The following is a 21,414-nucleotide window of genomic DNA, read 5'->3' as shown; positions in this document are numbered from 1 at the left end:
CTATAAGCTACTTTTACCAGGCTTAAGTATTTCATACAGAAGCTTTAAACCTGATTTTTAATTAAAATATTCTTTTTCCAATACTTTATCGTGGCCGTACAAATCGTCGCGGAAATGGATAGCGCCTTTATCGTCTACCCAGCTGGTAAAGTATACTATATAAACCGGTACTTTTTCTTTAAGGTTTAAATATTTTTCTTCGCCGGCGTGCATGGCTTCTAAAATGCGGCTTTCGTCCCATTCTGGTTGGTCGTCTAGTAAAAATTTAGCCAGTTCTACGGGTTTTTCTACCCGAATACAACCGTGGCTAAATCCGCGTTGGTTTTGGTTAAACAATGTTTCGGCCGAGGTATGGTGCAAATAAACTTCGTGTTCGTTCGGGAAAATAAATTTAATATCGCCCAGGGGATTATTAGGCCCGGGCCGTTGCCGCACCCGGTATTTAAAGTTGTTTTTATCAACCGAAAACCAGTCTACAGAACTTGCCGGAATTGGCTGTGCATTTTTACCATACCCGTTTAATAATTCCATATCCATGCGTTCTAACCAACTTGGGTCGTTTTGCAACTTGGGCACCATTTCCTCAAACAAAATAGAATTAGGCACATTCCAGTACGGCGAGAAAACAATGTATTCTACCTTGTCGCTGAATATGGGCGTTGAGTTCATGGTTTTACCTACAATTACCCGCATATCTAAAACGCGCTGGCCTTTGTCGCGGGCGTAGAGCATAAATTCGGGCACATTAACAAATATGTGCTTTTCTTCAAATTTTTTAGGTTTAGGTACCCACCGCCACCGCTCCATGTTTATAATTATCTGGTCGATGCGCTCGTCTAAACTCACGTTCATGGCCTTTCGGGTTTCGGTACCTAGAGCACCATCGGGTTTAAGGCCGTGCCTTACCTGAAAATCCATAATGGCGTTGCGCAGTTCTTCGGTAAAGCGGTTAGAATCCGGGCCGGCTACCTTCCAACGTTCCTGCGGCAACAAACGCTGCCGAAGCAAAGAAACTACCCGGGTGGTATCGCCAATTTTTAATTTAGCGGCCGACGGGATCTGGGGCCAACCGCCGGCTTTTCTAATATTGCGGTATTGTTGCAAAGCCGTGCGCAGCCGGTTATAATCTTCGTGTAATGGTTCAAACTGGTAATATGGGTATCGGCTATCACGCTCTTTTAAAATGGTTTGCAGCGCTTTATTTAACTTTATCTTATTTTTCCGGACACTCCAATCAATGTTATCTAATTCGCGCGGATTTACCGTACCCCGGTAAAAATCCGAAGCGTAATTCATGTAAGAGGCGGTTAAGGCAACATCAATTTCCTGTTTCAGCTTTAAACGCAAGGAGTCGTTCTTTTTGGCTTCTTCGTAAGCTTTAAACATTTGCCCAAAGTTTTTAACCTTGTAATCTTTGGGGTCGAGCCCTTCCTGGTAAGCCCGGTTTACCACCGATATAAACGTATTGGCTTGCGGTACCAGTTTATCGTTTTTAAACCACCCTAATCTAAAATTGCGCTCCCGGTAAAATTGCATTACAATATTCCGGTGCTCTTTAAAGACGGCTTCGTGGGCAACGTACTTCTCAATAAAGGCGCTATCGGTTTGGGCCTCGCGTTCGGCTTTGGTTTGTTTTTCGGTTTGGGTTTTGCTGTTTTTGGTACCACAACCCAGCGCCGCCATAAGCAGTACCGCTAAAAAAAAGTATAATACTGAAAATTTATGTTTAGAAAACATGCTGAAAAAGATTTAAAGTCTACCGGCAGAAAATGTACTTTTAAAGGATATAATTCTTTCTATGTGTTTTTAGCCGGGGCATTTGTTTTTTACTAGTTTTAACCCAAAATGGTTATTGTAGGTACAAACTATATTCTCATTAATTGCCCGAACTTGTTTAAAGTACCGGGGTATTAACCTTTTAGCAATCTTTTATACTTTAATTTTTAAAGCCGATAGTTAACTTTAATTAATTGCTTATGAAAAACCCGCCGGTAATTAGCCCAGATGTGCATTCTTTTGCGCAACCGCAGGTAGCTGTGGTTACCCACTTAGATTTAAACCTGGAAGTTGATTTTGAAAATAAAATTATACGCGGCAAAGCCGCTTACACCCTAAGCCTAAGCCCCGGTGCCGAAGAAATAATTTTAGACACCCGCGATTTAAATATCTTAAAAGTTGAAACTGATTCCGGAGAAGAAGCCCACTATCGTTTAGGACCAGCTAACCCGGTTTTAGGGCAAGCACTAATCATAAATATTGATTCAGCATGCAAGACTATTACCGTTTATTATCAAACCAAACCCATAGCAGCAGCTTTGCAGTGGCTACATCCGGCGCAAACCGGCGGCAAAAAATATCCTTTTTTGTTTACCCAATCGCAAGCCATACTGGCCCGCACCTGGTTACCTTGCCAGGATAGTCCTGGCATTAGGTTTACCTACCAGGCACAGGTGCAGGTTCCACCACAGTTTATGGCTTTGATGAGCGCCGAAAACCCAACAGAAAAAAATAATACCGGCCAATATTCTTTTACCCAAAAGCGACCAATTCCGTCTTACCTGATGGCCTTGGCCGTGGGTGATTTAATTTATACGGGTTTAGACGAGCGAACCGGCATTTACACCGAACCGGAACAACAAGCCGCCGCTGCTTACGAATTTGCCGAATTACCCGCCATGCTGAAGGCGGCCGAAAATTTATACGAACCTTATTTATGGGGCCGCTACGATTTATTGTTATTGCCGCCCAGTTTTCCGTTTGGCGGCATGGAAAATCCCGAACTAACCTTTGTGACCCCCACCATAATTGCCCAGGACCGCTCTCTTACCAGCTTAGTTGCCCACGAACTGGCCCATTCCTGGTCGGGTAATTTGGTAACCAACGCTACCTGGAACGATTTCTGGCTGAACGAAGGCTTTACCGTATATTTCGAACGCCGCATCATGGAAGCCCTTTACGGAAAAGAATATGCTGATATGCTAAAGGTTTTGGGCTTGCAGGATTTAGAACACACACTACAGGAAATTGGCCCTAACAGCCCAGATACCCAATTAAAACTTAATTTGCTTAACCGCGACCCCGACGAAGGCCTCACCGAAATAGCTTACGAAAAAGGCAATTACTTTTTACTGGCCTTAGAAGAAGCTTACGGTCGGGAAGCTTTTGATGAATTTATCCGGCAATATTTTCAGAATCATGCTTTCCAAGCCATGGATACCGAAAATTTTATATTATATCTGCAAGCTACCTTATTAAACAGACCACTTCTGCCTAACGCTACCCCAGTAGAGCCCGAAACGTGGATTTACAGATCTGGCTTACCTGCTGCCCGACCGGTTCTTACTTCTAAATTATTTACACAAGTTGCCAGCGAAGCCGAACACTGGAGAACAACCGGAACAACCCATGTAAATATTACCCAAAATTGGTCGACGCACGAATGGCTTTATTTTTTAAACCTGATTGAACCCGCCTTGACCCAGGATAAAATACAAGCCTTAGATGAGGCCTTTCATTTTACCCAATCCGGTAATGCCGAAATATTAGCAGTTTGGTTCCGGTTAGCGGTGCAGCAAGATTATGCGACCGCTTACCCGGCTTTAGAGGCATTTTTAATGCGGGTTGGCCGCCGGAAGTTCCTGTTGCCCTTGTATAAAGGTCTGCTGGCCAAAAATCAAACCTGGGCAAAACAAATTTACCAAAAAGCACGACCTAATTACCATGCGGTGGCCACCAGTTCGCTGGATGTGCTTTTATCTTACTAATATTAAAAGCAAACTTCAGCATTTGTAATCAACTCTTATCAGTTGTATGCTATAATCTTATTTTATATCATTGAACTTGTTTAGGGTTTTGGAACTGCTGCCATTGGTGGTGTTATCACCGCCAATTATTTAGCTTTTGTCCAACTACTTACCGCTGAAAACATGCGGCCAGAGCAAACGTTCATGCCCTTGCCAAAACACTAAACCGCTTCATTATTAAAATTGAGCTAGAAAAATAAAACCCGGCCAAAATAATTTAGCCGGGTTTATTTTTCTAAACATCGTGTTTATTAATGATGCTCTGCTTTTATGTTAATGGAATTTTCGGCGATGTAAGATAAACTTTCGTCGGTTTTCTTTTCTTCGCTGAGCGTTTCCTGCAATAAATTTAAAGCTTCGGTATGGCCCAAAAACTTAGCATAAGTGCAAGCTGTACCGTAACCGGCAATTTCGTAATGTTCTACCCGCTGGGCACATGCAATTAAGCCCGCATCCATTACCGCATCGTCGGCGTTATGCGACATAAACTCTTCTGCTTCATTAAGCAAACCTTCCATGGCTTTACATTTTTCGGCCTCAGGTTTTACACCCAACGTCTGAAACACTTGTTCGAGCCGCTTTACCTGATTCTGGGTTTCTTCCATGTGTTTGGTAAAAGCTTGCTGCAGTTCGGTGGCAGACGTTTTAGCTTGCATTTTGGGCATAGACTTTAGCAATTGTTGTTCGGCACCGTACAAGTCACGCAACTGGTGCATAAAAAGATCATTCAAGGTTTTTAATTCCATAGTTTTGTACTTTATAATTTAACAGGTAAATTTTCCGGTCGGTTTATAATAAAACCTAACCATTAAAAGGCATTTCAAACCGGTAATTTTAAACTAATCTTAAAGTAATATTTTCCTTACTTAACAAATTACCAGATGAGGCGCTAATCAGCTAAATATTTATTTAAAAGCTTTTTAGGCCCCTTGTAACTATACGCCCATTACTTTTATTGGTTTATGAAGCACGTAAAACTTTATATTCCCGTAATCTACCTTGTGCCCAAATCTATATTTAACTTTTAGGTATAACAGCTAACGGGTTTTCTGTTAAAACACCGGATAATTGCATTTTTTTTAATAATTTTGCGGACACATCTAAATAACCGTAAGCTTTATTTAAAAGAAATACGTGACGATACCGAAAGGAAAATTAATTGCCATTGGCGGAAACGAAGACAAAGGGACCTATCCAAATCCTAAATCGCGCAAAAAATATTACCTCGATTTTTTTGAATTAGGTATTCTAAAACGCATTGTAACAGAACTGCACGTTTATAATCCGCGCATAGAGGTTATTACTACCGCCTCCATGATTCCGGAAGAAGTGGGCGAACGCTACATTGGGGCTTTTGGTATTTTAAACTGCACCAACATTGGGCTGATGCACATCCGGACGGCTGAAGATGCAGCTAACCCGGATTTTTTGGAGCGTCTGCGCAAAACCGATGGTATTTTATTCACGGGCGGCGATCAGTCGCGTTTAGCAGATATTTTCGGGCAAAGTACTTTTTTAGAGATTTGCCAGTCGCGTTATAATACCGAGCCCAATTTTGTAATTGCCGGCACCAGCGCCGGGGCTATGGCCATGTCGGAAATAATGATTAAAGGCGGCAGCAGCACCGAAGCTCTTATGCGGGGAGCTGTAAAAATGGGTGCTGGTTTGGGTCTGATCCGTAATGTAATTATTGATTCTCATTTTGTAAAAAGAGGCCGGTTTGGCCGCTTAATCGAAGCAGTTGGTACTTACCCCAAAGCTATTGGTATTGGTTTAGGCGAAGACACCGGGGTTTTAATTACCAATGGTAATCAAATTGAAACCATTGGTTCTAACCTGGTTATTATTATCGATGGGCACCACATTAACCACAACAACACGCAGCAGGTTAAAAAAGGCACGGCTTTATCTATCGAAAATATAATCCTGCACGTGCTGGCCAAAGGCAATCTTTACGACATTGTCGAACGCTCCTTTTACCCGGATTTAGAATCGCACCAAAACAAAGAGGACATTGCCTATTAGCTAAACCAGACGTACTAAATTTTAATATTTTAGCCTTAGTTTTGCGTTCGGTCATTCATCTCTTGTTGCGTTTATAAAACTAATCTTCCCTCCTACCGGTAAATTTGAGCAAAAATGGGTTCTTCGTTGCGTTTAGCGGCCCGGTACATACCTTCAGAATTAAAACTTAATACCAGGTTGGCTTCTCTGTCAATTGCAATTAAGCCGCCTTCGCCTCCTATTTTTACCAGTTTGTTTAAAACTACTTCGTCGCAGGCTTGCTGTAAGGTTAAACCCTTGTACTCCATTAAACAAGAAACATCGTAAGCCACCACGGCGCGCATAAAATATTCGCCGTGACCGGTGCAGGAAACCGCACAGGTTTGGTTATTGGCGTAAGTACCGGCCCCTATAATGGGGCTATCGCCAATGCGGTTGTATTTTTTATTCGTCATGCCGCCGGTAGAAGTGGCCGCCGCCAGGTTGCCGTATTTATCCAGGGCTACTGCACCTACGGTGCCAAATTTACGATCTTCGGTATGGTCTAAGGTTACAGTATCGGTTTCCTGAGCCTCCTGCCATTGCTGGTAACGGTACGCATCAAAAAAATAGCTATCTGGTTCAAAGGCCAGCGCATGTTCCTGGGCAAAAGCTTCGGCGCCGGCTCCGGTAAGCAACACATGTTCCGAATGCAACCGGATAGTATTGGCCAATAATATGGGATTGCGTACCCGGCTTACCCCTGCCACCGCACCAGCCGAAAGGCTATGACCACACATCACAGAGGCATCCATTTCGTGGCTGCCGGTATGGGTAAAAACCGAACCTTTGCCGGCATTAAAAATAGGATCATTTTCGAGGAACACCACCGTTTCTACCACGGCCTCGAGGCTGGTGCCGCCACTTGCCAATACCTGGTGCCCTACCTTAATGGCATTTTCTAAAGTAGATAAATAATGCTTTTCTTTTTCGGGTGGCATGGCCGACCGCAAGATGGTTCCGGCCCCGCCGTGAATGGCAATAGCTATATTTTGCATGTTTATAATAATTTTATTTAAGGTTGTAGCCACCTGCCAGGCAGTAATTTACCGGCTTATTTTATCTGTTTTTTAGCTTTATTTTGCCTTAAAAATATGGGGCAAAAAGGAATTATCTTATCCGGAAATACGTATCTTTGTAGATAACATTTATTAATTTTAAAATAAAGAATTATGTCTTTTGATGTTCAAGGTAGATTGCACGAAATATTTGATGAGGCCCAGGTGAGCGATAAATTTCGCAAAAGAGAATTTGTGTTGGAAATTCCGGACGGTTCTTATACCCAATATATAAAGTTTCAGCTTACCCAAGATAAGTGCAGCGTGCTTGATCAATACAAAGTAGGCGATGAAGTGAAAGTTACTTTTAATTTATCGGGTAAGCCTTTTACCAAAAATGGCACTACAATGTACTTTACCAACCTGAGCGCCTGGCGGGTAGAAAGTGCCAGCAGCAGCGCAGCACCAGCCAATACGGGTAATACTAACAGCAACTACCGGGCAGCGGCACCACAAGCGGCTGGCAACTCCTTCTTATCCGACGAAGCAGACAACGATCTTCCTTTCTAATTAAACAGAAATACACTTTTAATAAATGCGGACTGAAAAGCCCGCATTTTTTTTGCGTTTTGGTTAATGAACTACCGCATATCTACTTTTACTCCTGAATAAGCAAAGCCGCTTTTGCCTGGCACGTAACTGTAAACTATTAGCGTTTTTAGAATAATTGTAAATTTTGATGCCGAATAAATATGCTGGTAGCAGGCAATTTGCGTTAAAAGCAAAATAAGGTTATAATTTTTTGGTGGCTACCGTATAATGCAGGATATGAAAAATAAAATTGTGGTAATAACAGGCGGCAGTAGCGGCATTGGCAAAGTTACCGCTTTAGAATTGGCCAAACTAGGCGCCACAGTTGTGCTGGTAAGCCGCAACCCAGACCGGGGCCGTCAAACCGAAACTGAAATCAGAACCGCATCGGGTAACCAGCAGGTATATTTTTTACCCTGCGATTTATCTTTAATGGCCGAAGTAAGAAGTTTAGCGCAACTAATTCAGGAAAGATATTCCCAAATAGATGTTTTAATAAATAATGCCGGCATGCTGCCGGGTAAATATTCCCGTACCACCGAAGGCATCGAAATTTGCTGGGCTACCAATTATTTATCAGGCTTTTTACTAACCAATTTGCTTTGGGAACAATTAGTAAATGCCGAAACCGCACGTATTATTAATATTTCATCGGAAGCACACCGCCTGGGGCAATTAGATTTTAATAAACACAACTCGCCCCGGCATTATTCAGCTTTTACTGCGTACTGCGATTCTAAACTGGCCAATATTTTATTTACTTACGAGCTGGCTCAGAGGCTGGAGTTTACTTCTATTACGGCCAACTGCCTGCACCCGGGTGTAATTGCCAGCAACTTCGGCACCACTTCTATGGGTTTACTTAAGTGGTTGTTTCAGGTGGCCCGCCCCTTAATGCAAACGCCCGAAAAAGGTGCTGAAACAATTATATATTTAGCCACTTCGCCGGAGGTTGCCCAAGTGAGCGGTCGGTATTTCAAAAACAAAAGACCAGTTAAATCGGCTAAAGAAACGTATAATAGTGCTTTAAGTAAACGCTTGTGGCGTTTAAGTGCCGAACAAACCGGCTTGTTTATTCAACCTGAAAAAGAGGAAGTATTGCCGGCATGACGGATTTAGAAAGATTGATTGCCCACGGCGAAGGCGACCAGTTGGAGTTTAAAAAAAAGATTAACCAGCTGGATAAAATCGCCCGCACCTTGGTATCGCTGGCTAATACCAAAGGCGGAATTATATTAGTAGGTGTTTTAGATAACGGCCTTATCTGCGGCATCGATCCGGAAGAAGAAAAACATAATTTACAGCAGGCATCTGAATATTATACCCGCCCGGCGGTTAAGCTGATTTTTGAGGAAATTGAAGCAGATAACCGGGTGGTATTAAAGGCAATTGTTCCGGAAAGCAAACAAAAGAACCACTTTGCTAAAATTAAAGAAAATGAGTGGCGCCAATATGTTCGCGTTAAAGATGAATCGGTGCAGACAGGCGAGCTAGCACAAAAGGCTGCAGAAGCAGCTGCCCAAGCCAAAAGTTTAGCCCCAACCCTTACCAAACACGAGACTTTGTTGCTTTTACATTTGCAGAAGCAGCCCCGTGTAACCTTGCAACAGTTTATGCACCTGGCCCATATTTCTAAGCAGCGGGCAGCCCGTTTATTAATGGGGCTCATGTTGCAAGGCCGCATTCAGGAACACGACCCAGAACAAGAACCTTACTATACATTAAGTTAAAGTTTGATATTTTACTTTAAATCAAGGGTGCGTTGGGGTAATTTTTGCGGCACTATTTCTACGCGGCCATCGGGATATAAATATTGCACCGGTTGGCCGTTGTTGTAGGTAACAGTTTTTTCAGGCGCGCCCTCGGTATCAAAGTAAACCCAATCGCCAAACCAGTAGTAATGGCTTTTGTTGCCTTCTACCTCTACGCGGGCTAGCCCTTTGTTTGATACCAAGCCGTTTTCGTGGTAAAAAGTTACATCTACTAACCGTTTATCGCCTTCCCAAGTATATTTTTCCAGCATCCGCAGGTTTCCGCTCGGGTAAAAATATTTCCACTCGTTTACTTGCTTGCCGTGGTCGAAACGGCCAATACAAATTAAACGCCGGCCGTGCGAGCGGTCAAAATATTTCCATTTGCCGTGGTGTAACGCATTTTTATCGTACCGGTTAATAAATAAACCACTTAAAAACTGTGCTTGCGCCGGTGCCTTCCCTAAAAATAGCCCCAGCAAAGCTAATCCCAAAAACTTTTTCATGAAATTTAAATAAGCTACTGCAGTTGATTCTTAAACACTTAAAAAACATAAAGCAGCTGAAAAGGCTGCTTTAAAGGTGAAGTGGATTATTGCCATAACGAAAAGGCCTGGGAAAATATTCTTTAAATCTTAATCATAAGACTTTTTCTTTTCCTGTTTTTCCGCTTTTTTTTCTTTCGTGGTTTTTTGCGGTTTCTTTTTTGTTTCCTTGCGAGAGTCTTGTGATTTTGCCATAATCTTTATAAGATAAAATAAAATTACTTTTTAAATAAGCATTTCTTACGGATTTACTTAAGAAGTGTGCCGTTAAATTATTTATTTAACCGGAAACTAATAAAATTTTACGATAACCCCCAACGCAATTCCAATTTAATTTTCCCGAACAGCTAAATAGCCCCATCTGTTAAATAATAAAATAAAAATGGGCAGTAAAGCTTAAAAATTAATTATTAAACATTATACTAGTCCACTTTTTTACGTATGTCAAAAACAGTTTTATAATTTCTTTTCTCGCTGAGAAATTCTCTTTTTATCTTTCAACATTCCCTATGAGCGAAACCAAAAAGCCGCGTACCTCCAGATCCAGTAAAAAAAATACCCCGGATACTACTATAACCAAAAAGATATTTGTTTTAGATACTTCGGTAATTCTCTACGACCACAGCGCCATTGAGCATTTTCAGGAGCACGATGTAGCTATACCTATAACGGTACTCGAAGAACTCGATAATTTTAAAAAAGGCAACGATATTAAAAACTTTGAAGCCCGCGAATTTATCCGGTTTATTGATAAGCTCTCGCACGAAATGATGCTGCAAAACTGGATACCCATTGGCAGCCCGGAAAAAGGCAACTTTAAAGTGCTCATGATCCAGGCTCCGCAGGTAGATGCCGAAAAAATATTCGGAGAGAAAAAAGCGGATCATAAAATATTAAATTCGGCCCTGCAATTGCAGCACGAGTACCCCGAACGCAAAGTAATATTAGTAACCAAAGACATAAACCTGCGGCTGAAAGCCCGGGCTTTAAACTTAACCGCCGAAGATTACGAAACCGGTAAGGTACAAAACGTAAACAACCTGTACACCGGCAACGATGTGCTGGAAGATGTGTCGCCGGACGCCATTGACCAGTTATATGACTTTGGCACCTGTGATAGCCAGGCCGTGCTGGATCAGCCTCCTACCGACAACCACTACTTTGTACTGAAAAGCTATAAAAACTCGGTGCTGGCTTATTACAATCCGGCGCAGCGCAAAATAGAAAAGGTAGATAAATTAATGGCCTACGGCATAAAACCCCGCAGTGCCGAACAAACCTTTGCCTTACACGCCATTCTGAACCCCAACATTAAACTGGTTTCAGTGCAGGGCATGGCTGGTACCGGTAAAACCTTACTTACTTTGGCCGGAGCCTTGGAACAACGCCGGGAATACAAGCAAATTTACCTGGCCCGCCCCATTGTGCCCTTAAGCAACAAAGACATTGGCTATTTGCCCGGCGATGTTAAATCTAAGCTGAACCCCTACATGGAGCCCTTGTGGGATAACCTTAAATTTATTCAGAACCAGTTTCCGGAAACCAGCAAAGAACACCAGAAAATTAAAGAACTGGTAGAGCAGGAAAAATTAATGATTACGCCTTTGGCTTATATCAGAGGCCGCAGCTTATCAAATATATTTTTTATTGTAGACGAGGCCCAAAACCTAACACCCCACGAAATTAAAACCATTATTTCGCGGGCCGGCGAAAATACCAAAATTGTTTTTACCGGCGATATTTACCAGATAGATACACCTTACCTCGATACCCAAAGCAACGGTTTATCTTACCTGATTGATAAAGCCAAAGATCATCCCTTATACGCCCATATTACTTTACTTAAAGGCGAGCGCTCTGAACTAGCCAACCTGGCCAACGAGCTTTTATAAATTTTGATATTTGTAATTCCATACAAAGTCAGCCGCCGGCTGACTTTTTTTATGCCCGGGCCAGAACCGGCAAATAACGTTCTTTAAGAATATTGAGGTGGTGTAATTCGTGGCCGGCGGTTAATATTACAAAAGCTTTAGCCGACACCGCATTGTTGTTGGCTGTGCCTACACGCTCCAGCATTTCTGGCGTTAAGGTCCGGAAAAAAGCTAAAGTAGCGCTCCGTTGCAGTTGATAATCGGCGAGCAAATCGGTTAAGGTTCGGGCGTTAAAGTTGGCCGTTTGCACGTATAGGTTTTCATCGAAGCCAGGCAAGGATTGGGTTTCGCCGCGGCTGATGCACAAGCAACGGTACAGAAAAACCTTTTCGGTATCGAGCAAATGTCCAATTACCTCTTTAACCGACCATTTACCCGGGGCATAACCCTTTTCAGCTTCCGCTTCCGATAAATGGCCAACCAAAATATTGAGTTCAGCTGGTTGCGCCTGCAATAATTCAAAAATATCGGTGTCGGGTAAGATCTGTATGTACCGGTCAAAATAAGCCGGGTACGGTCCGGGCTGATTTTTAGTAAGCATAGTTTTTATGTTTAGTTTAAGTCAAATATAATAAATCCGGCAATATCTTAAACAGCCTGGTAAACGTATAGCCAGCGTATTCCTTAATCAAACTAAAAAATTAACTATATGGCTAGCCTGGCAGAAAGAGGATTAAAATTATCGAAGCACGCTTTGTTTTCATTTTTAACGCAAAAAGCCGGTAGGTTAATCGGTCGGCCGGCAAAATTAGCTTTAATGTTAAATGATGCTTACCACAAACTCATTGATGTACAAAGCGAAAAGTCGGGATTTACCCAAATCCGGGAAGTTATGTTCACCTTTATCCGGTTGGTGCGCAGCTATATTCAGGGCAGTTACCGGCAGGTAGCCACCAAATCGATGATTGCCGGCGTAGCTACTTTGCTGTATTTAATTTTCCCGATTGATATAATTCCGGATTTTATTCCGGTGTTAGGCTACGCCGATGATATTAGCTTAATGGCCTGGTTTATAAAATCTTTCCAGGAAGAACTTAGCAAGTACAAAGAATGGGAACAAACCCAGGGCATTATGCCTACCTAAGCTTTAGATATAGCAAAAGAATGGGTGGTAATAACACCCATTCTTTAACTGCTTTTAAGATTAAGTTTCTGCTAGAACCTAATATTAACTGACCTTAACTGCTTTTAGCATATTTTATTTAAGCTAATAAATTGTTAGTCTTTTTCTGACAGGAGTTATCCAGTAGCCTTTGTACCTTTGCGGCTGATGAACTCCGGAAAAGTAATAAGTATATTGGGCTGCGGTTGGCTGGGCTTACCTTTGGCGCAAAAATTAATAAAAGCTGGTTACCAGGTTAAAGGCTCTACTACCACACCAGCTAAAGAAGAACTGCTTGCGGCTGAAGGCATATCTCCATTCCTGATAGATTTAAAGCTAAACCCACCTGCGCTAACTTTACAATCTTTTTTAACGGCTAATTATTTGGTGGTGGCTTTTCCGCCGGGCCTGCGCGCCGGACAAGGCGAAAACTTTTTACAACAAATTAATTCTTTAGCTCAGTCCTTAGAATCGCAACCGGCATTACGGGTTTTATTTATTAGTTCTACTTCGGTTTACCCCGATTTAAATAAAACTTTTTACGCCGACGAAGATCTAAGTGAATATCTACAAAATAATGTATTGCTGCAGGCCGAAAACAAGCTAAAGGCGGTCAATGCCCATACTACTGTTTTGCGGTTTGGCGGTTTAGTTGGCGGCACCCGACAACCGGGCCGGTTTTTAGCTGCCAAACAAAATGTATCTAACCCAGATGCGCCGGTAAACCTTATTCACCTCAACGATTGCCTGGAGTTGATTACAGAAATTATAAGTCAGGGTTGTTGGGGAAAAACCTACAATGGTTGCGCCGATAAGCACCCCACGCGCCAGGAATTTTATACGGCGGCGGCTAATAAATTAAATTTACCCCCACCCGCATTTGCCCCACCAACTCCCGAGGCGGCTTATAAAATTATTAGCAGCGAAAAAATAAAAAAAGATTTGGCTTACAGATTTATTCACCCGGACCCAATGTTATTTATTTAACCAAGAACCTCCATGCCGGAAATAAATAATAAAGTAGCCATAATCGGCGGCGGTGCCGCCGGTTTTTTTGCCGCCATTACCTGTGCTGAACACAATCCAGATTTACAAGTTTACCTGTTCGAGAAAACAAATAAGCTTTTAGCCAAAGTTCGGGTATCGGGTGGCGGCCGGTGCAATGTAACCCACGCCTGCTTCTCGCCGGCAGAATTAATAAAATTTTATCCCCGGGGCGGTAAATTTCTGAAACCAGGTTTTAAATTATTTGGTGCAACTAATACAGTAGACTGGTTCGCTAAACGGGGTGTTAAACTTAAAACCGAACCCGATGGCCGCATGTTTCCGGTTACCAATGATTCCGGCACAGTGGTAAATTGCCTGTTGCAGCAAGCCCAGAAATCAGGTATCATCATAAAACAAAACACCGCTGTTAATGCCATACAACCACTTCCCCAAGGCGGCTATATGCTTTCTTTACCCCAAGAACAACGTTTAGCGGTAAGCCAGGTGGTAATAAGTACGGGCGGCAACCCCAAATACGAAAGTTACAGTTGGCTGGAGCAGCTTGGCTACCTTATAAATAAGCCGGTACCTTCTTTGTTTACTTTTAACGTACCCACCTCGCCGTTTAAAGAGTTGGCGGGCGTAGCGGTAAACCAGGCTAAAGTTAAAATTGCCGGTCAGAACCTGGAAAATGAAGGTCCTTTTTTAATTACGCATTGGGGTTTTAGCGGACCGGCCGTGCTTAAATTATCGGCTTGGGCGGCCCGTACGTTGCACGATTTGAGTTACCAGTTTCAGATGTTGGTAAACTGGGTGCCGGAATTTACTGAAGATACTTTACGGAACGAATTAACTGCCTACCGGCAAAAATTCCCAAAACGACAAGTAGCAGGCCATCCTTTATTTAATTTACCCCAGCGCCTCTGGAAAGCCAAGGTAGCTTTAGCCGCCATACCCGAAACCACTATTTGGGCCGAACTGCCAGCTAAAAACCAGAATAAATTACTTGAACAATTATTGCGGGCACCATTTGCGGTACAAGGTAAAACCACTTTTAAAGAAGAATTTGTTACCTGTGGCGGCATTACTTTAGAGCAAATAAACCCACTCACTTTTGAAAGCAAGCTGCACCCAGGCCTGTATTTTGCCGGCGAAGTATTAGATATAGACGGTGTTACCGGTGGTTTTAATTTTCAGGCCGCCTGGACGGCCGGCTTCCTGGCTGGTAAAGCCATGGCCAACAAAAGCACGAAAAATCAAGCCCTACAGAATGAATTATAATAATTAAAATATAGTAGAACAAAATCTTCTTTCCGGTAGTAAAATAATCCAGAACATAAAATGTGTCATTAGTCACTATAAACCTATGGAAAGAAATAACGAATTTGTATCAGTGGTTAGTCACCTGATAGAACGGTGTAAAGATGGTCAGAAAGGTTATCAGCACGCCTCGGAAGATATTCAGGATCAGGATCTAAAACAATTATTCCGGCAATACGCGGTACAGCGCGATACCATGATTACAGAATTACAAGATTGCCTGCACACAATGGGCCAAACCCAGGACGAAAGCGGCTCGACCGAAGGTAAAATTCACCGCACCTGGATGGATTTATCGTCGGCTTTGTTATCTAAAGATCGTCAGCAGGTTTTAAACGAATGCGAACGCGGCGAAGACTATGCCGTAGCTGCTTACGATAAAGCTTTAAAAGCTGATTTGCCGGGTGAACTAAAAACCATTGTGCAGAAACAATATCAGCAGGTAAAACAAGCCCACGATACTATCCGGGATCTTCGTGACCAAGGCAAGAAATCTTAGTCAGGTAAAATATATTAAATAAAAAAGGAGCTCTTGGGCTCCTTTTTTATTTAATAGAAAATGAGTTTTTAACTGTCTCCTGCGGAATAATTTACGGACTACGGGTAGATTGAATATGATTCTGTTTTTCTAATTCTTTTTGCACCGCTTCATCATTATTTCTCAATTCTGGGCTATTCATCGGGCTGGCGGGTGGCCGTTCATCACCAAATAACACGCCCCATTGTTTCAAATTGTCGGTCCGGTCGAATACTACTTTTAAAACAGCAATTATGGGCAGCGATAAAAACATACCAGCAATACCAGCTAGCTCACCACCAATTAAAACACCTACTATAGTAGCTAAGGCATTAATTTTAACTTTAGAGCCTACAATGCGGGGCATTAAAATATTATTATCTAAAAACTGAGCCGCTGCAATTGTACCCAAAACCGTGAAAATGGGTCCTAAGTTGGGCGATGAAGCCAAGGTTAACAAAACGCCGATAATATTGCCGATTAAGGCCCCCACGTAAGGAATTAAATTAAGCAAGGCAAATATTACCCCAATCAGCAAGGCATGTTTAATTCCGATAATCAGAAGGGCACCGCCTACCAAAACGGTCATGTACGACACCTGAATGAGCAAACCAATGAGGTAACTTTTAATAATTATTTCGGTTTCGGATAAGGCGGCTTTTACCCGTTGGTTGCTTTTTTCCGGAAACCATAAAAACACGAAGCGCAGTAATAAATTTTTGTAGAACAGAATCAGGAAAGTATAGATAGGTAAAAGGCCCACAAATACCAGAACCGATGTAACCGAACCGGCAGCGCCACCCAATAAATTTACCCCGTAACTTAAAATTTTATTGCTTTGTTCGTTTATAAACTGCAGTTGTTCAGTTGTTGAGAATTTGGTTTTAGAGTTTACCCAACCGCTTAATGCATTCAGGTGCAGGGTTACATTTTTCCGGATGGTAGGTAAATCGGCCACCAACTGCCCCACTTGCGCCGAAAAAAACCATACGATTAAGCCAAAGGTTACCAGCATGATTAAAATGCTGAGCGCAATAGCCAGTACTTCGGGAAAATGCTTGCGCCGAAAAAAACGATAAAGCGGCAGCAACACAATACTTACAAAGAACGCCATAAGTATGGGGGCAATTACGCCTTTGCCTACCACCAGGATCCAACCCAGAAAAAATAAACCAATCAATTCAATTGACCGCCGAACAGTAATGGGCATTCCTTTCATAAAAGTTGCGTTAAAAGCAGCGTTTAAATATTATTTACAAAAAAAGGTGTAGCATCAAGTAAAAACCACCTGGTATTTACTTATCTGCCCACCTTTTAATTTAGTTTATTTAGAAATTTACTTTTTAATTTTCAGGAAGTTATTCAGATTAAACTTTGCAGTTATAAACCTTTAATCCAGTTCTTTACGTCCTGGGCCGTTTTACCTATGCGGTCGCCTATTTTTCCAAACCATTCTTCCTGTTTGCCTTCGGCATATTCCATGTCGTCGTCGGTTAAATCGGCGTATTGTTGCCTGATTTTACCTTTAGTTTCGGTCCAATTACTACGGGCTCTGAGTTCTAATGCATCATTATCAAAGTCGCGGCCAGTATAGTTGTCGTTGTTATAATTATCGTTGTTCATAGCTTTATTTTTTTAATTATACTATTTCTAACGAGCCCTAAAAATTTAAGTTTAAAATACTTAGACTCTGTTTTCGGGCAATAAAAGCAAGTAAGTTAAACAAAAACAACCTTTTACATAGGGCTTAATACGTATGTATGTAGCTATACTTAATCATGTAAAGGCCTAAAAAAACCTGCTCGTGAGCAGGTTTTTTTAGGCTAAAATTATTTACCACCAGTTACGGTCGTTATGATGCCGGTTTTGGTCAAAATCGTGCCGGTCGTCCATTTGCCGGCGGCGGGCGGCTTCTTCATCGCCAAACCACGACTTTACTTCGTCGCCAGCGCGGTCTAAAAAGCCCCGGTCCTGTTCGTTGTAGTTTCTGTTATTTTGATAATCCTGGTTCCAGGAGTTGTTCCGGAAACGGTTGTTCTCGTGTGATTGCCAATTTTGATTATTTTTGCTGAACCGGTCTGGGTTGTTGTAACGGCCCGACTGGTAATGATGCTGGTTGTTCCAATCGTTGTTGTTTAATCTATTATAGCTGTTGCCATAACGGCGATTTTCCTGATTGTCAGAATAATTATCTAAATCGCGGTACTGGTTATTATTGCGGGAACCATAATTATCGCTGTAAGGATAATTATGCCGGCTATCTTGCTGCTCGAAGTTATTGTAGACACCGCGGTTCTGGTCGTAGTTTTGCCGGTAAGCTGGCGGCGAAAAATATCCGGATTCCATATGGGGGCGGCTATTCTGTTCGTCGTAATCAAAATTATTACGCATGTTATTATATCCGGCGTAATTGTTTTCGTAAGGCTGATTATTACGGTTAGCGTTCATGTTTTGGAAGCGATCGTTGTTATGCTCGCGATAGTACATCCCTTGGTTCTCCCAAGCATCGTTTTCATGTTCGTTACGCATACTTCAATAATTTAAAGGTGAAACAACAGATTCATTCTTTACAATTATACTAATATACGTACCAAAATTTGGTTAGTTTATTTCTGGTAGCGGCTAAAAACCTCCTCCTGATTGCAAATTCCGCAAATATTGTTATAAAATTAAATCCCCAATCAACTAAGCTACTTCCAAAATATTCCTGCTTTAAATACCGCAACACACCTGGTGTTGAGCTAATTTTAAGATTGCAGCAGATGTTTCTTTTTTGCATTTCGGAACGCAATGCGAATTTTTTCAGTTATTTTTACCTGAAATATGGCAAGCCGTCTTATCGCTGCGCCGCCAGGCGGAGAGGAAAGTCCGGGCAACACAGAGCATCCTACTTCCTAACGGGAAGGGTCTTTTCGGGGAACGGAAAAGATACAGCCAGTGCCACAGAAAATTACCGCCTTTCTTAATTTCTGATTAAAAAAGGTAAGGGTGAAAAGGTGCGGTAAGAGCGCACCAGTACGTTCGGCGACGGCGTAGCTGGGTAAACCTTAGGAGTTGAAAGACCAAATAGGTTCCGGAAGTGGAGTTGCTCGCTTCCAGGTAATTTCGGTTACCGGCCGGAATGGGTAGGTTGATGGAGCCCATGCGTGAGGATGGGCCTAGATAAATGATAAGAACTGCAATTTTAATTGCAGAACAGAACCCGGCTTACAGGCTTGCTATATTTTATTTTTTCTGAAGCCACTTCCTAAATAAAAACTTCTACTCTATTTACTACGTCTATTCAATTATTTTTTAAACTTGTACTTCCTATTATCTGTACCGGCAATTAAAATAGCCTTTTGTGCACTAATAATTAAGTATAAATCAACCCCAGTATACCAAAAGTTTTAATATTTATTAAGCTGCTGGTAAAAAGAACAAATGAAAAAACAACAGAATGCCTAAAATATTAATCATAGACGATGAGCGGGCCATCCGGAGTACGCTGAAAGAAATATTAGAGTACGAAAACTATACCGTAGACCAAGCTGAAAATGGTGAAATCGGGTTGGATTTACTCTCTAAGAGCAAGTATGACGTAGTGTTGTGCGATATAAAAATGCCCAAAATAGATGGTTTAGAAGTATTAAACCGGGCCCGCGAGTTTGTACCCGATACACCGTTTATCATGATTTCGGCGCACGGCACCATTGATACGGCAGTGGAAGCAACCAAAAAAGGCGCCTACGATTTTTTACAAAAACCACCCGATTTAAACCGCCTGCTCATAACGGTCCGGAACGCCATTGATAAAATTAATCTGGTTACCGAAACCAAAAAGCTTAAAAAGAAAATATCAAAAAATTACGAAATGGTGGGCAACTCGCCGGCGCTTGAAAAAGTAAGGCGGGCCATAGAAAAAGTAGCTAAAACCGATGCCCGCGTGCTGGTAACCGGCCCCAATGGTGCCGGTAAAGAAATGGTCGCGCGTATGTTGCATGAACAAAGCAGCCGGGCCGATGGACCTTTGGTAGAGGTAAACTGCGCCGCCATTCCCAGCGAATTAATTGAGAGCGAATTATTTGGCCACGAAAAAGGCTCTTTTACTTCGGCGGTAAAGCAACGCATTGGCAAGTTTGAGCAAGCCAATGGTGGTACGCTTTTCCTCGACGAAATTGGTGATATGAGCTTATCGGCGCAGGCTAAGGTTTTAAGAGCTTTACAAGAAAACAAAATTACCCGGGTGGGCGGCGAAAAAGAAATATCGGTTGATGTACGCGTGGTAGCCGCCACAAATAAAGACTTAATTAAAGAAATTGAAGAAAAGAACTTCCGGGAAGACCTTTACCACCGTTTGGGCGTAATCCTGATTCACGTGCCGCCTCTAAACGAACGCCGCGAAGATATTCCGGATTTGGTTAAAAAATTCCTGAACGATATTGCCAACGATTACGGCAATAAACCTAAAACCATTACCCCTGAAGCCACTGCTTTCTTGCAAACCCTGGATTGGCGCGGTAATATCCGGCAGTTGCGCAATGTGGTAGAGCGGCTGGTAATCATGAGCGACGAGGTAATTACCGAAGAAGACGCCAAAGCTTTTGCTTTACCTGCAACGGCTTAATCAACATATTTCATAATCAATCCTAAAAGGCTGGTAACTAAAAAATTACCAGCCTTTTTATTTTGAATACTTCAAGTTATTGTAGTTAAATATATTTTAGGTGTTTAGCTAGCAGATGATTGATTAATCCTGATGCTTTTCTTTTCCTGACAAGTTAAACTAAACTCAGGCTACAACTTAATAAATAATTACAAACCAATAACTTAACTCACCAATAAATTACAACCTCTTATATCGGAGTTATCAAAACGGCCTAAAACTTCAAATGATTCATCGGGGTAAAGCTTGCCAATATCTTTGGTTTCCAAAAAGGCACAGGAGTCGATGTTAGCTAAATCCATCACGTTTATACCACCGGTCGTGCGTTGGCTATTTAAATCAAAAGGGTCGTTTAAGTCGCGCAAAAATATCTTTAAAGTAGGCGACGGTTTAAAAATGCCCTGGCCTTTGGAGTAAGCCTGCGAGAGCAGTTCGGTCATGCCGTACTCCGAATGAATACTATTTACGCCAAAAGCGGCAGCTAATTGCGCGTGCAGCTCTTCCCGGATCATTTCTTTACGCCGGCCTTTCATCCCTCCTGTTTCCATTATAATCAGGTCCGATATACTATCGGGTTTAACCGTCTCGGCCAGATCTAGTAAGGCGTAGCTAACACCTACCAATATTATTTTTTTCGGGGTTTTGCGGGCCGCGACAATGGCGAGCTTTAAATCTTCAAAATTATGCAGGTAAAACCCCGGTAAATTTTGTCCCGATTGTTGAATAAAATAATCCATCATGGCCACCAAAGAAGATTGCCCTTGTTCTAAGTAAGAGGGTAACAAAGCCAGAAAAATATAATCGGTAAGCGGGCCATAATACCGCTCAAATATTAGCCGGGCATTTTCTTTGTAAAAAGCATCGGTGGGTAAATAATGCTGGCTACGCGTTTGCTGGGTAGTACCGCTGCTTTGGTATACCACCTGGGCCGTAAAACTGCCGGTGGTAACCCGGTGGCTTTTAAAAAACTCGATGGGCAGAAAAGGTATTTGTTTTACCCCTTTTATAGCCGCTGTTTTTACTCCCAAATAATCTATATATTGCCGGTAAACCGTGTTCTGGCTGGCCTGGTGCCGAAACAAATCTAAGGCATACAGTGGCCACTCCGCTGGCTTTAAATTAAATAACCTTTTTTTGAAATCTGAATTCGTAAACATTTCAAAATTACCATATAACAATTA

The 21,414-nt window shown here is 42.1% G+C and carries 20 protein-coding genes and 1 other RNA gene; 12 read left to right on the top strand and 9 right to left on the bottom strand.

Annotation, left to right across the window (positions count from 1 at the left end):
• Window positions 1–57 precede the first annotated feature (57 nt).
• On the bottom strand, window positions 58–1,683 hold the full coding sequence (locus tag ACO1R6_RS04030; protein WP_486262393.1) for a L,D-transpeptidase family protein: 1,626 nt from the start codon (window positions 1,681–1,683) through the stop codon (window positions 58–60).
• 293 nt (window positions 1,684–1,976) lie between these two features.
• Between ACO1R6_RS04030 and ACO1R6_RS04025 the strand changes: the two genes are divergently transcribed.
• Window positions 1,977–3,764 (top strand): M1 family metallopeptidase, encoded by a 1,788-nt coding sequence (locus ACO1R6_RS04025; protein ID WP_486262391.1) that lies wholly within the window; start codon window positions 1,977–1,979, stop codon window positions 3,762–3,764.
• A gap of 290 nt (window positions 3,765–4,054) precedes the next feature.
• Here the strand turns inward: ACO1R6_RS04025 and ACO1R6_RS04020 are convergent, their stop codons facing one another.
• The gene (locus tag ACO1R6_RS04020; protein ID WP_486262389.1) at window positions 4,055–4,549 is read right to left on the bottom strand and encodes a YciE/YciF ferroxidase family protein; all 495 of its coding nucleotides are present in this window, start codon (window positions 4,547–4,549) and stop codon (window positions 4,055–4,057) included.
• A 388-nt stretch (window positions 4,550–4,937) separates the two neighbouring features.
• On the opposite strand from ACO1R6_RS04020, the gene ACO1R6_RS04015 reads away from it, so the two are divergent.
• Window positions 4,938–5,828 (top strand): cyanophycinase, encoded by an 891-nt coding sequence (locus tag ACO1R6_RS04015; RefSeq protein ID WP_486262388.1) that lies wholly within the window; start codon window positions 4,938–4,940, stop codon window positions 5,826–5,828.
• A gap of 92 nt (window positions 5,829–5,920) precedes the next feature.
• Here ACO1R6_RS04015 and ACO1R6_RS04010 read toward each other — a convergent pair whose 3' ends face one another.
• Window positions 5,921–6,844: an isoaspartyl peptidase/L-asparaginase family protein gene (locus tag ACO1R6_RS04010; protein WP_486262386.1), complete on the bottom strand. Its 924-nt coding sequence runs from the start codon at window positions 6,842–6,844 to the stop codon at window positions 5,921–5,923.
• Window positions 6,845–7,018: 174 nt separating this feature from the next.
• Here ACO1R6_RS04010 and ACO1R6_RS04005 point away from each other — a divergent pair, with 174 nt between their 5' ends.
• From ACO1R6_RS04005 to ACO1R6_RS03995, 3 genes are all read left to right on the top strand, one after another.
• Complete coding sequence (locus tag ACO1R6_RS04005) at window positions 7,019–7,414, top strand: DUF3127 domain-containing protein (protein WP_486262384.1); 396 nt, start codon at window positions 7,019–7,021, stop codon at window positions 7,412–7,414.
• A gap of 258 nt (window positions 7,415–7,672) precedes the next feature.
• Window positions 7,673–8,545 (top strand): SDR family oxidoreductase, encoded by an 873-nt coding sequence (locus ACO1R6_RS04000; protein ID WP_486262382.1) that lies wholly within the window; start codon window positions 7,673–7,675, stop codon window positions 8,543–8,545.
• Window positions 8,542–9,165, top strand: coding sequence for an AlbA family DNA-binding domain-containing protein (locus ACO1R6_RS03995; protein WP_486262380.1), 624 nt, complete (start codon window positions 8,542–8,544; stop codon window positions 9,163–9,165). The genes ACO1R6_RS04000 and ACO1R6_RS03995 overlap by 4 nt, the downstream gene beginning before the upstream one ends.
• 11 nt (window positions 9,166–9,176) lie before the next feature.
• Here ACO1R6_RS03995 and ACO1R6_RS03990 read toward each other — a convergent pair whose 3' ends face one another.
• Window positions 9,177–9,692, bottom strand: a complete 516-nt coding sequence (locus ACO1R6_RS03990) for a toxin-antitoxin system YwqK family antitoxin (RefSeq protein ID WP_486262378.1) — start codon at window positions 9,690–9,692, stop codon at window positions 9,177–9,179.
• 548 nt (window positions 9,693–10,240) lie between these two features.
• Between ACO1R6_RS03990 and ACO1R6_RS03985 the strand changes: the two genes are divergently transcribed.
• Window positions 10,241–11,623 carry a PhoH family protein gene (locus ACO1R6_RS03985; RefSeq protein ID WP_486262376.1) on the top strand — a complete coding sequence of 461 codons (1,383 nt, stop codon included), beginning with the start codon at window positions 10,241–10,243 and terminating at the stop codon, window positions 11,621–11,623.
• A 49-nt stretch (window positions 11,624–11,672) separates the two neighbouring features.
• On the opposite strand, the gene ACO1R6_RS03980 is transcribed toward ACO1R6_RS03985, so the two are convergent.
• Window positions 11,673–12,203 carry a DinB family protein gene (locus tag ACO1R6_RS03980; protein ID WP_486262374.1) on the bottom strand — a complete coding sequence of 177 codons (531 nt, stop codon included), beginning with the start codon at window positions 12,201–12,203 and terminating at the stop codon, window positions 11,673–11,675.
• Window positions 12,204–12,311: 108 nt separating this feature from the next.
• On the opposite strand from ACO1R6_RS03980, the gene ACO1R6_RS03975 reads away from it, so the two are divergent.
• The 4 genes from ACO1R6_RS03975 (at window position 12,312) to ACO1R6_RS03960 (ending at window position 15,570) form a co-directional block, all read left to right on the top strand.
• Window positions 12,312–12,746 (top strand): YkvA family protein, encoded by a 435-nt coding sequence (locus tag ACO1R6_RS03975; RefSeq protein ID WP_486262372.1) that lies wholly within the window; start codon window positions 12,312–12,314, stop codon window positions 12,744–12,746.
• Between the two features lie 186 nt (window positions 12,747–12,932).
• Window positions 12,933–13,751, top strand: a complete 819-nt coding sequence (locus ACO1R6_RS03970) for an SDR family oxidoreductase (RefSeq protein ID WP_486262370.1) — start codon at window positions 12,933–12,935, stop codon at window positions 13,749–13,751.
• A 12-nt stretch (window positions 13,752–13,763) separates the two neighbouring features.
• Entirely contained in the window at window positions 13,764–15,032 is a 1,269-nt protein-coding gene (locus tag ACO1R6_RS03965) for a BaiN/RdsA family NAD(P)/FAD-dependent oxidoreductase (protein ID WP_486262368.1), read from the top strand.
• A gap of 85 nt (window positions 15,033–15,117) precedes the next feature.
• The gene (locus tag ACO1R6_RS03960; RefSeq protein ID WP_486262366.1) at window positions 15,118–15,570 is read left to right on the top strand and encodes a ferritin-like domain-containing protein; all 453 of its coding nucleotides are present in this window, start codon (window positions 15,118–15,120) and stop codon (window positions 15,568–15,570) included.
• 91 nt (window positions 15,571–15,661) lie between these two features.
• Here the strand turns inward: ACO1R6_RS03960 and ACO1R6_RS03955 are convergent, their stop codons facing one another.
• From ACO1R6_RS03955 to ACO1R6_RS03945, 3 genes are all read right to left on the bottom strand, one after another.
• Window positions 15,662–16,807 carry an AI-2E family transporter gene (locus ACO1R6_RS03955; RefSeq protein WP_486262364.1) on the bottom strand — a complete coding sequence of 382 codons (1,146 nt, stop codon included), beginning with the start codon at window positions 16,805–16,807 and terminating at the stop codon, window positions 15,662–15,664.
• Between the two features lie 161 nt (window positions 16,808–16,968).
• Window positions 16,969–17,211 (bottom strand): CsbD family protein, encoded by a 243-nt coding sequence (locus ACO1R6_RS03950; protein ID WP_486262363.1) that lies wholly within the window; start codon window positions 17,209–17,211, stop codon window positions 16,969–16,971.
• A 210-nt stretch (window positions 17,212–17,421) separates the two neighbouring features.
• Window positions 17,422–18,117: an SWFGD domain-containing protein gene (locus ACO1R6_RS03945; RefSeq protein ID WP_486262361.1), complete on the bottom strand. Its 696-nt coding sequence runs from the start codon at window positions 18,115–18,117 to the stop codon at window positions 17,422–17,424.
• 294 nt (window positions 18,118–18,411) lie between these two features.
• Between ACO1R6_RS03945 and rnpB the strand changes: the two genes are divergently transcribed.
• Together rnpB and ACO1R6_RS03935 are read left to right on the top strand one after the other, a co-directional pair.
• An RNA gene (gene rnpB, locus ACO1R6_RS03940) (RNase P RNA component class A) lies at window positions 18,412–18,814 on the top strand.
• A 213-nt stretch (window positions 18,815–19,027) separates the two neighbouring features.
• A complete protein-coding gene (locus ACO1R6_RS03935) occupies window positions 19,028–20,194 on the top strand; it encodes a sigma-54-dependent transcriptional regulator (protein WP_486262359.1) in 1,167 nt (388 codons plus the stop codon).
• Between the two features lie 203 nt (window positions 20,195–20,397).
• On the opposite strand, the gene ACO1R6_RS03930 is transcribed toward ACO1R6_RS03935, so the two are convergent.
• Window positions 20,398–21,390 (bottom strand): acyl transferase, encoded by a 993-nt coding sequence (locus tag ACO1R6_RS03930; protein WP_486262357.1) that lies wholly within the window; start codon window positions 21,388–21,390, stop codon window positions 20,398–20,400.
• Window positions 21,391–21,414 lie beyond the last annotated feature (24 nt).

Source organism: Adhaeribacter sp., assembly GCF_057359045.1.
Note: the sequence above shows the minus strand (reverse complement) of the source record. Positions and strands in the feature narration are given on the sequence as shown.

What these genes read in the sequence shown, in the direction of transcription:
- ACO1R6_RS03965 (WP_486262368.1), top strand. Translation starts at nt 13,764, where the DNA reads ATGCCGGAAATAAATAATAAAGTAGCCATAATCGGCGGCGGTGCCGCC.
- ACO1R6_RS03955 (WP_486262364.1), bottom strand. Translation starts at nt 16,807, where the DNA reads ATGAAAGGAATGCCCATTACTGTTCGGCGGTCAATTGAATTGATTGGT.
- ACO1R6_RS04000 (WP_486262382.1), top strand. Translation starts at nt 7,673, where the DNA reads ATGAAAAATAAAATTGTGGTAATAACAGGCGGCAGTAGCGGCATTGGC.
- ACO1R6_RS03945 (WP_486262361.1), bottom strand. Translation starts at nt 18,117, where the DNA reads ATGCGTAACGAACATGAAAACGATGCTTGGGAGAACCAAGGGATGTAC.
- ACO1R6_RS04025 (WP_486262391.1), top strand. Translation starts at nt 1,977, where the DNA reads ATGAAAAACCCGCCGGTAATTAGCCCAGATGTGCATTCTTTTGCGCAA.
- ACO1R6_RS03935 (WP_486262359.1), top strand. Translation starts at nt 19,028, where the DNA reads ATGCCTAAAATATTAATCATAGACGATGAGCGGGCCATCCGGAGTACG.
- ACO1R6_RS04005 (WP_486262384.1), top strand. Translation starts at nt 7,019, where the DNA reads ATGTCTTTTGATGTTCAAGGTAGATTGCACGAAATATTTGATGAGGCC.
- ACO1R6_RS03980 (WP_486262374.1), bottom strand. Translation starts at nt 12,203, where the DNA reads ATGCTTACTAAAAATCAGCCCGGACCGTACCCGGCTTATTTTGACCGG.
- ACO1R6_RS03950 (WP_486262363.1), bottom strand. Translation starts at nt 17,211, where the DNA reads ATGAACAACGATAATTATAACAACGACAACTATACTGGCCGCGACTTT.
- ACO1R6_RS03990 (WP_486262378.1), bottom strand. Translation starts at nt 9,692, where the DNA reads ATGAAAAAGTTTTTGGGATTAGCTTTGCTGGGGCTATTTTTAGGGAAG.
- ACO1R6_RS03995 (WP_486262380.1), top strand. Translation starts at nt 8,542, where the DNA reads ATGACGGATTTAGAAAGATTGATTGCCCACGGCGAAGGCGACCAGTTG.
- ACO1R6_RS03930 (WP_486262357.1), bottom strand. Translation starts at nt 21,390, where the DNA reads ATGTTTACGAATTCAGATTTCAAAAAAAGGTTATTTAATTTAAAGCCA.
- ACO1R6_RS03975 (WP_486262372.1), top strand. Translation starts at nt 12,312, where the DNA reads ATGGCTAGCCTGGCAGAAAGAGGATTAAAATTATCGAAGCACGCTTTG.
- ACO1R6_RS04030 (WP_486262393.1), bottom strand. Translation starts at nt 1,683, where the DNA reads ATGGCGGCGCTGGGTTGTGGTACCAAAAACAGCAAAACCCAAACCGAA.
- ACO1R6_RS03960 (WP_486262366.1), top strand. Translation starts at nt 15,118, where the DNA reads ATGGAAAGAAATAACGAATTTGTATCAGTGGTTAGTCACCTGATAGAA.
- ACO1R6_RS03970 (WP_486262370.1), top strand. Translation starts at nt 12,933, where the DNA reads ATGAACTCCGGAAAAGTAATAAGTATATTGGGCTGCGGTTGGCTGGGC.
- ACO1R6_RS03985 (WP_486262376.1), top strand. Translation starts at nt 10,241, where the DNA reads ATGAGCGAAACCAAAAAGCCGCGTACCTCCAGATCCAGTAAAAAAAAT.
- ACO1R6_RS04020 (WP_486262389.1), bottom strand. Translation starts at nt 4,549, where the DNA reads ATGGAATTAAAAACCTTGAATGATCTTTTTATGCACCAGTTGCGTGAC.
- ACO1R6_RS04010 (WP_486262386.1), bottom strand. Translation starts at nt 6,844, where the DNA reads ATGCAAAATATAGCTATTGCCATTCACGGCGGGGCCGGAACCATCTTG.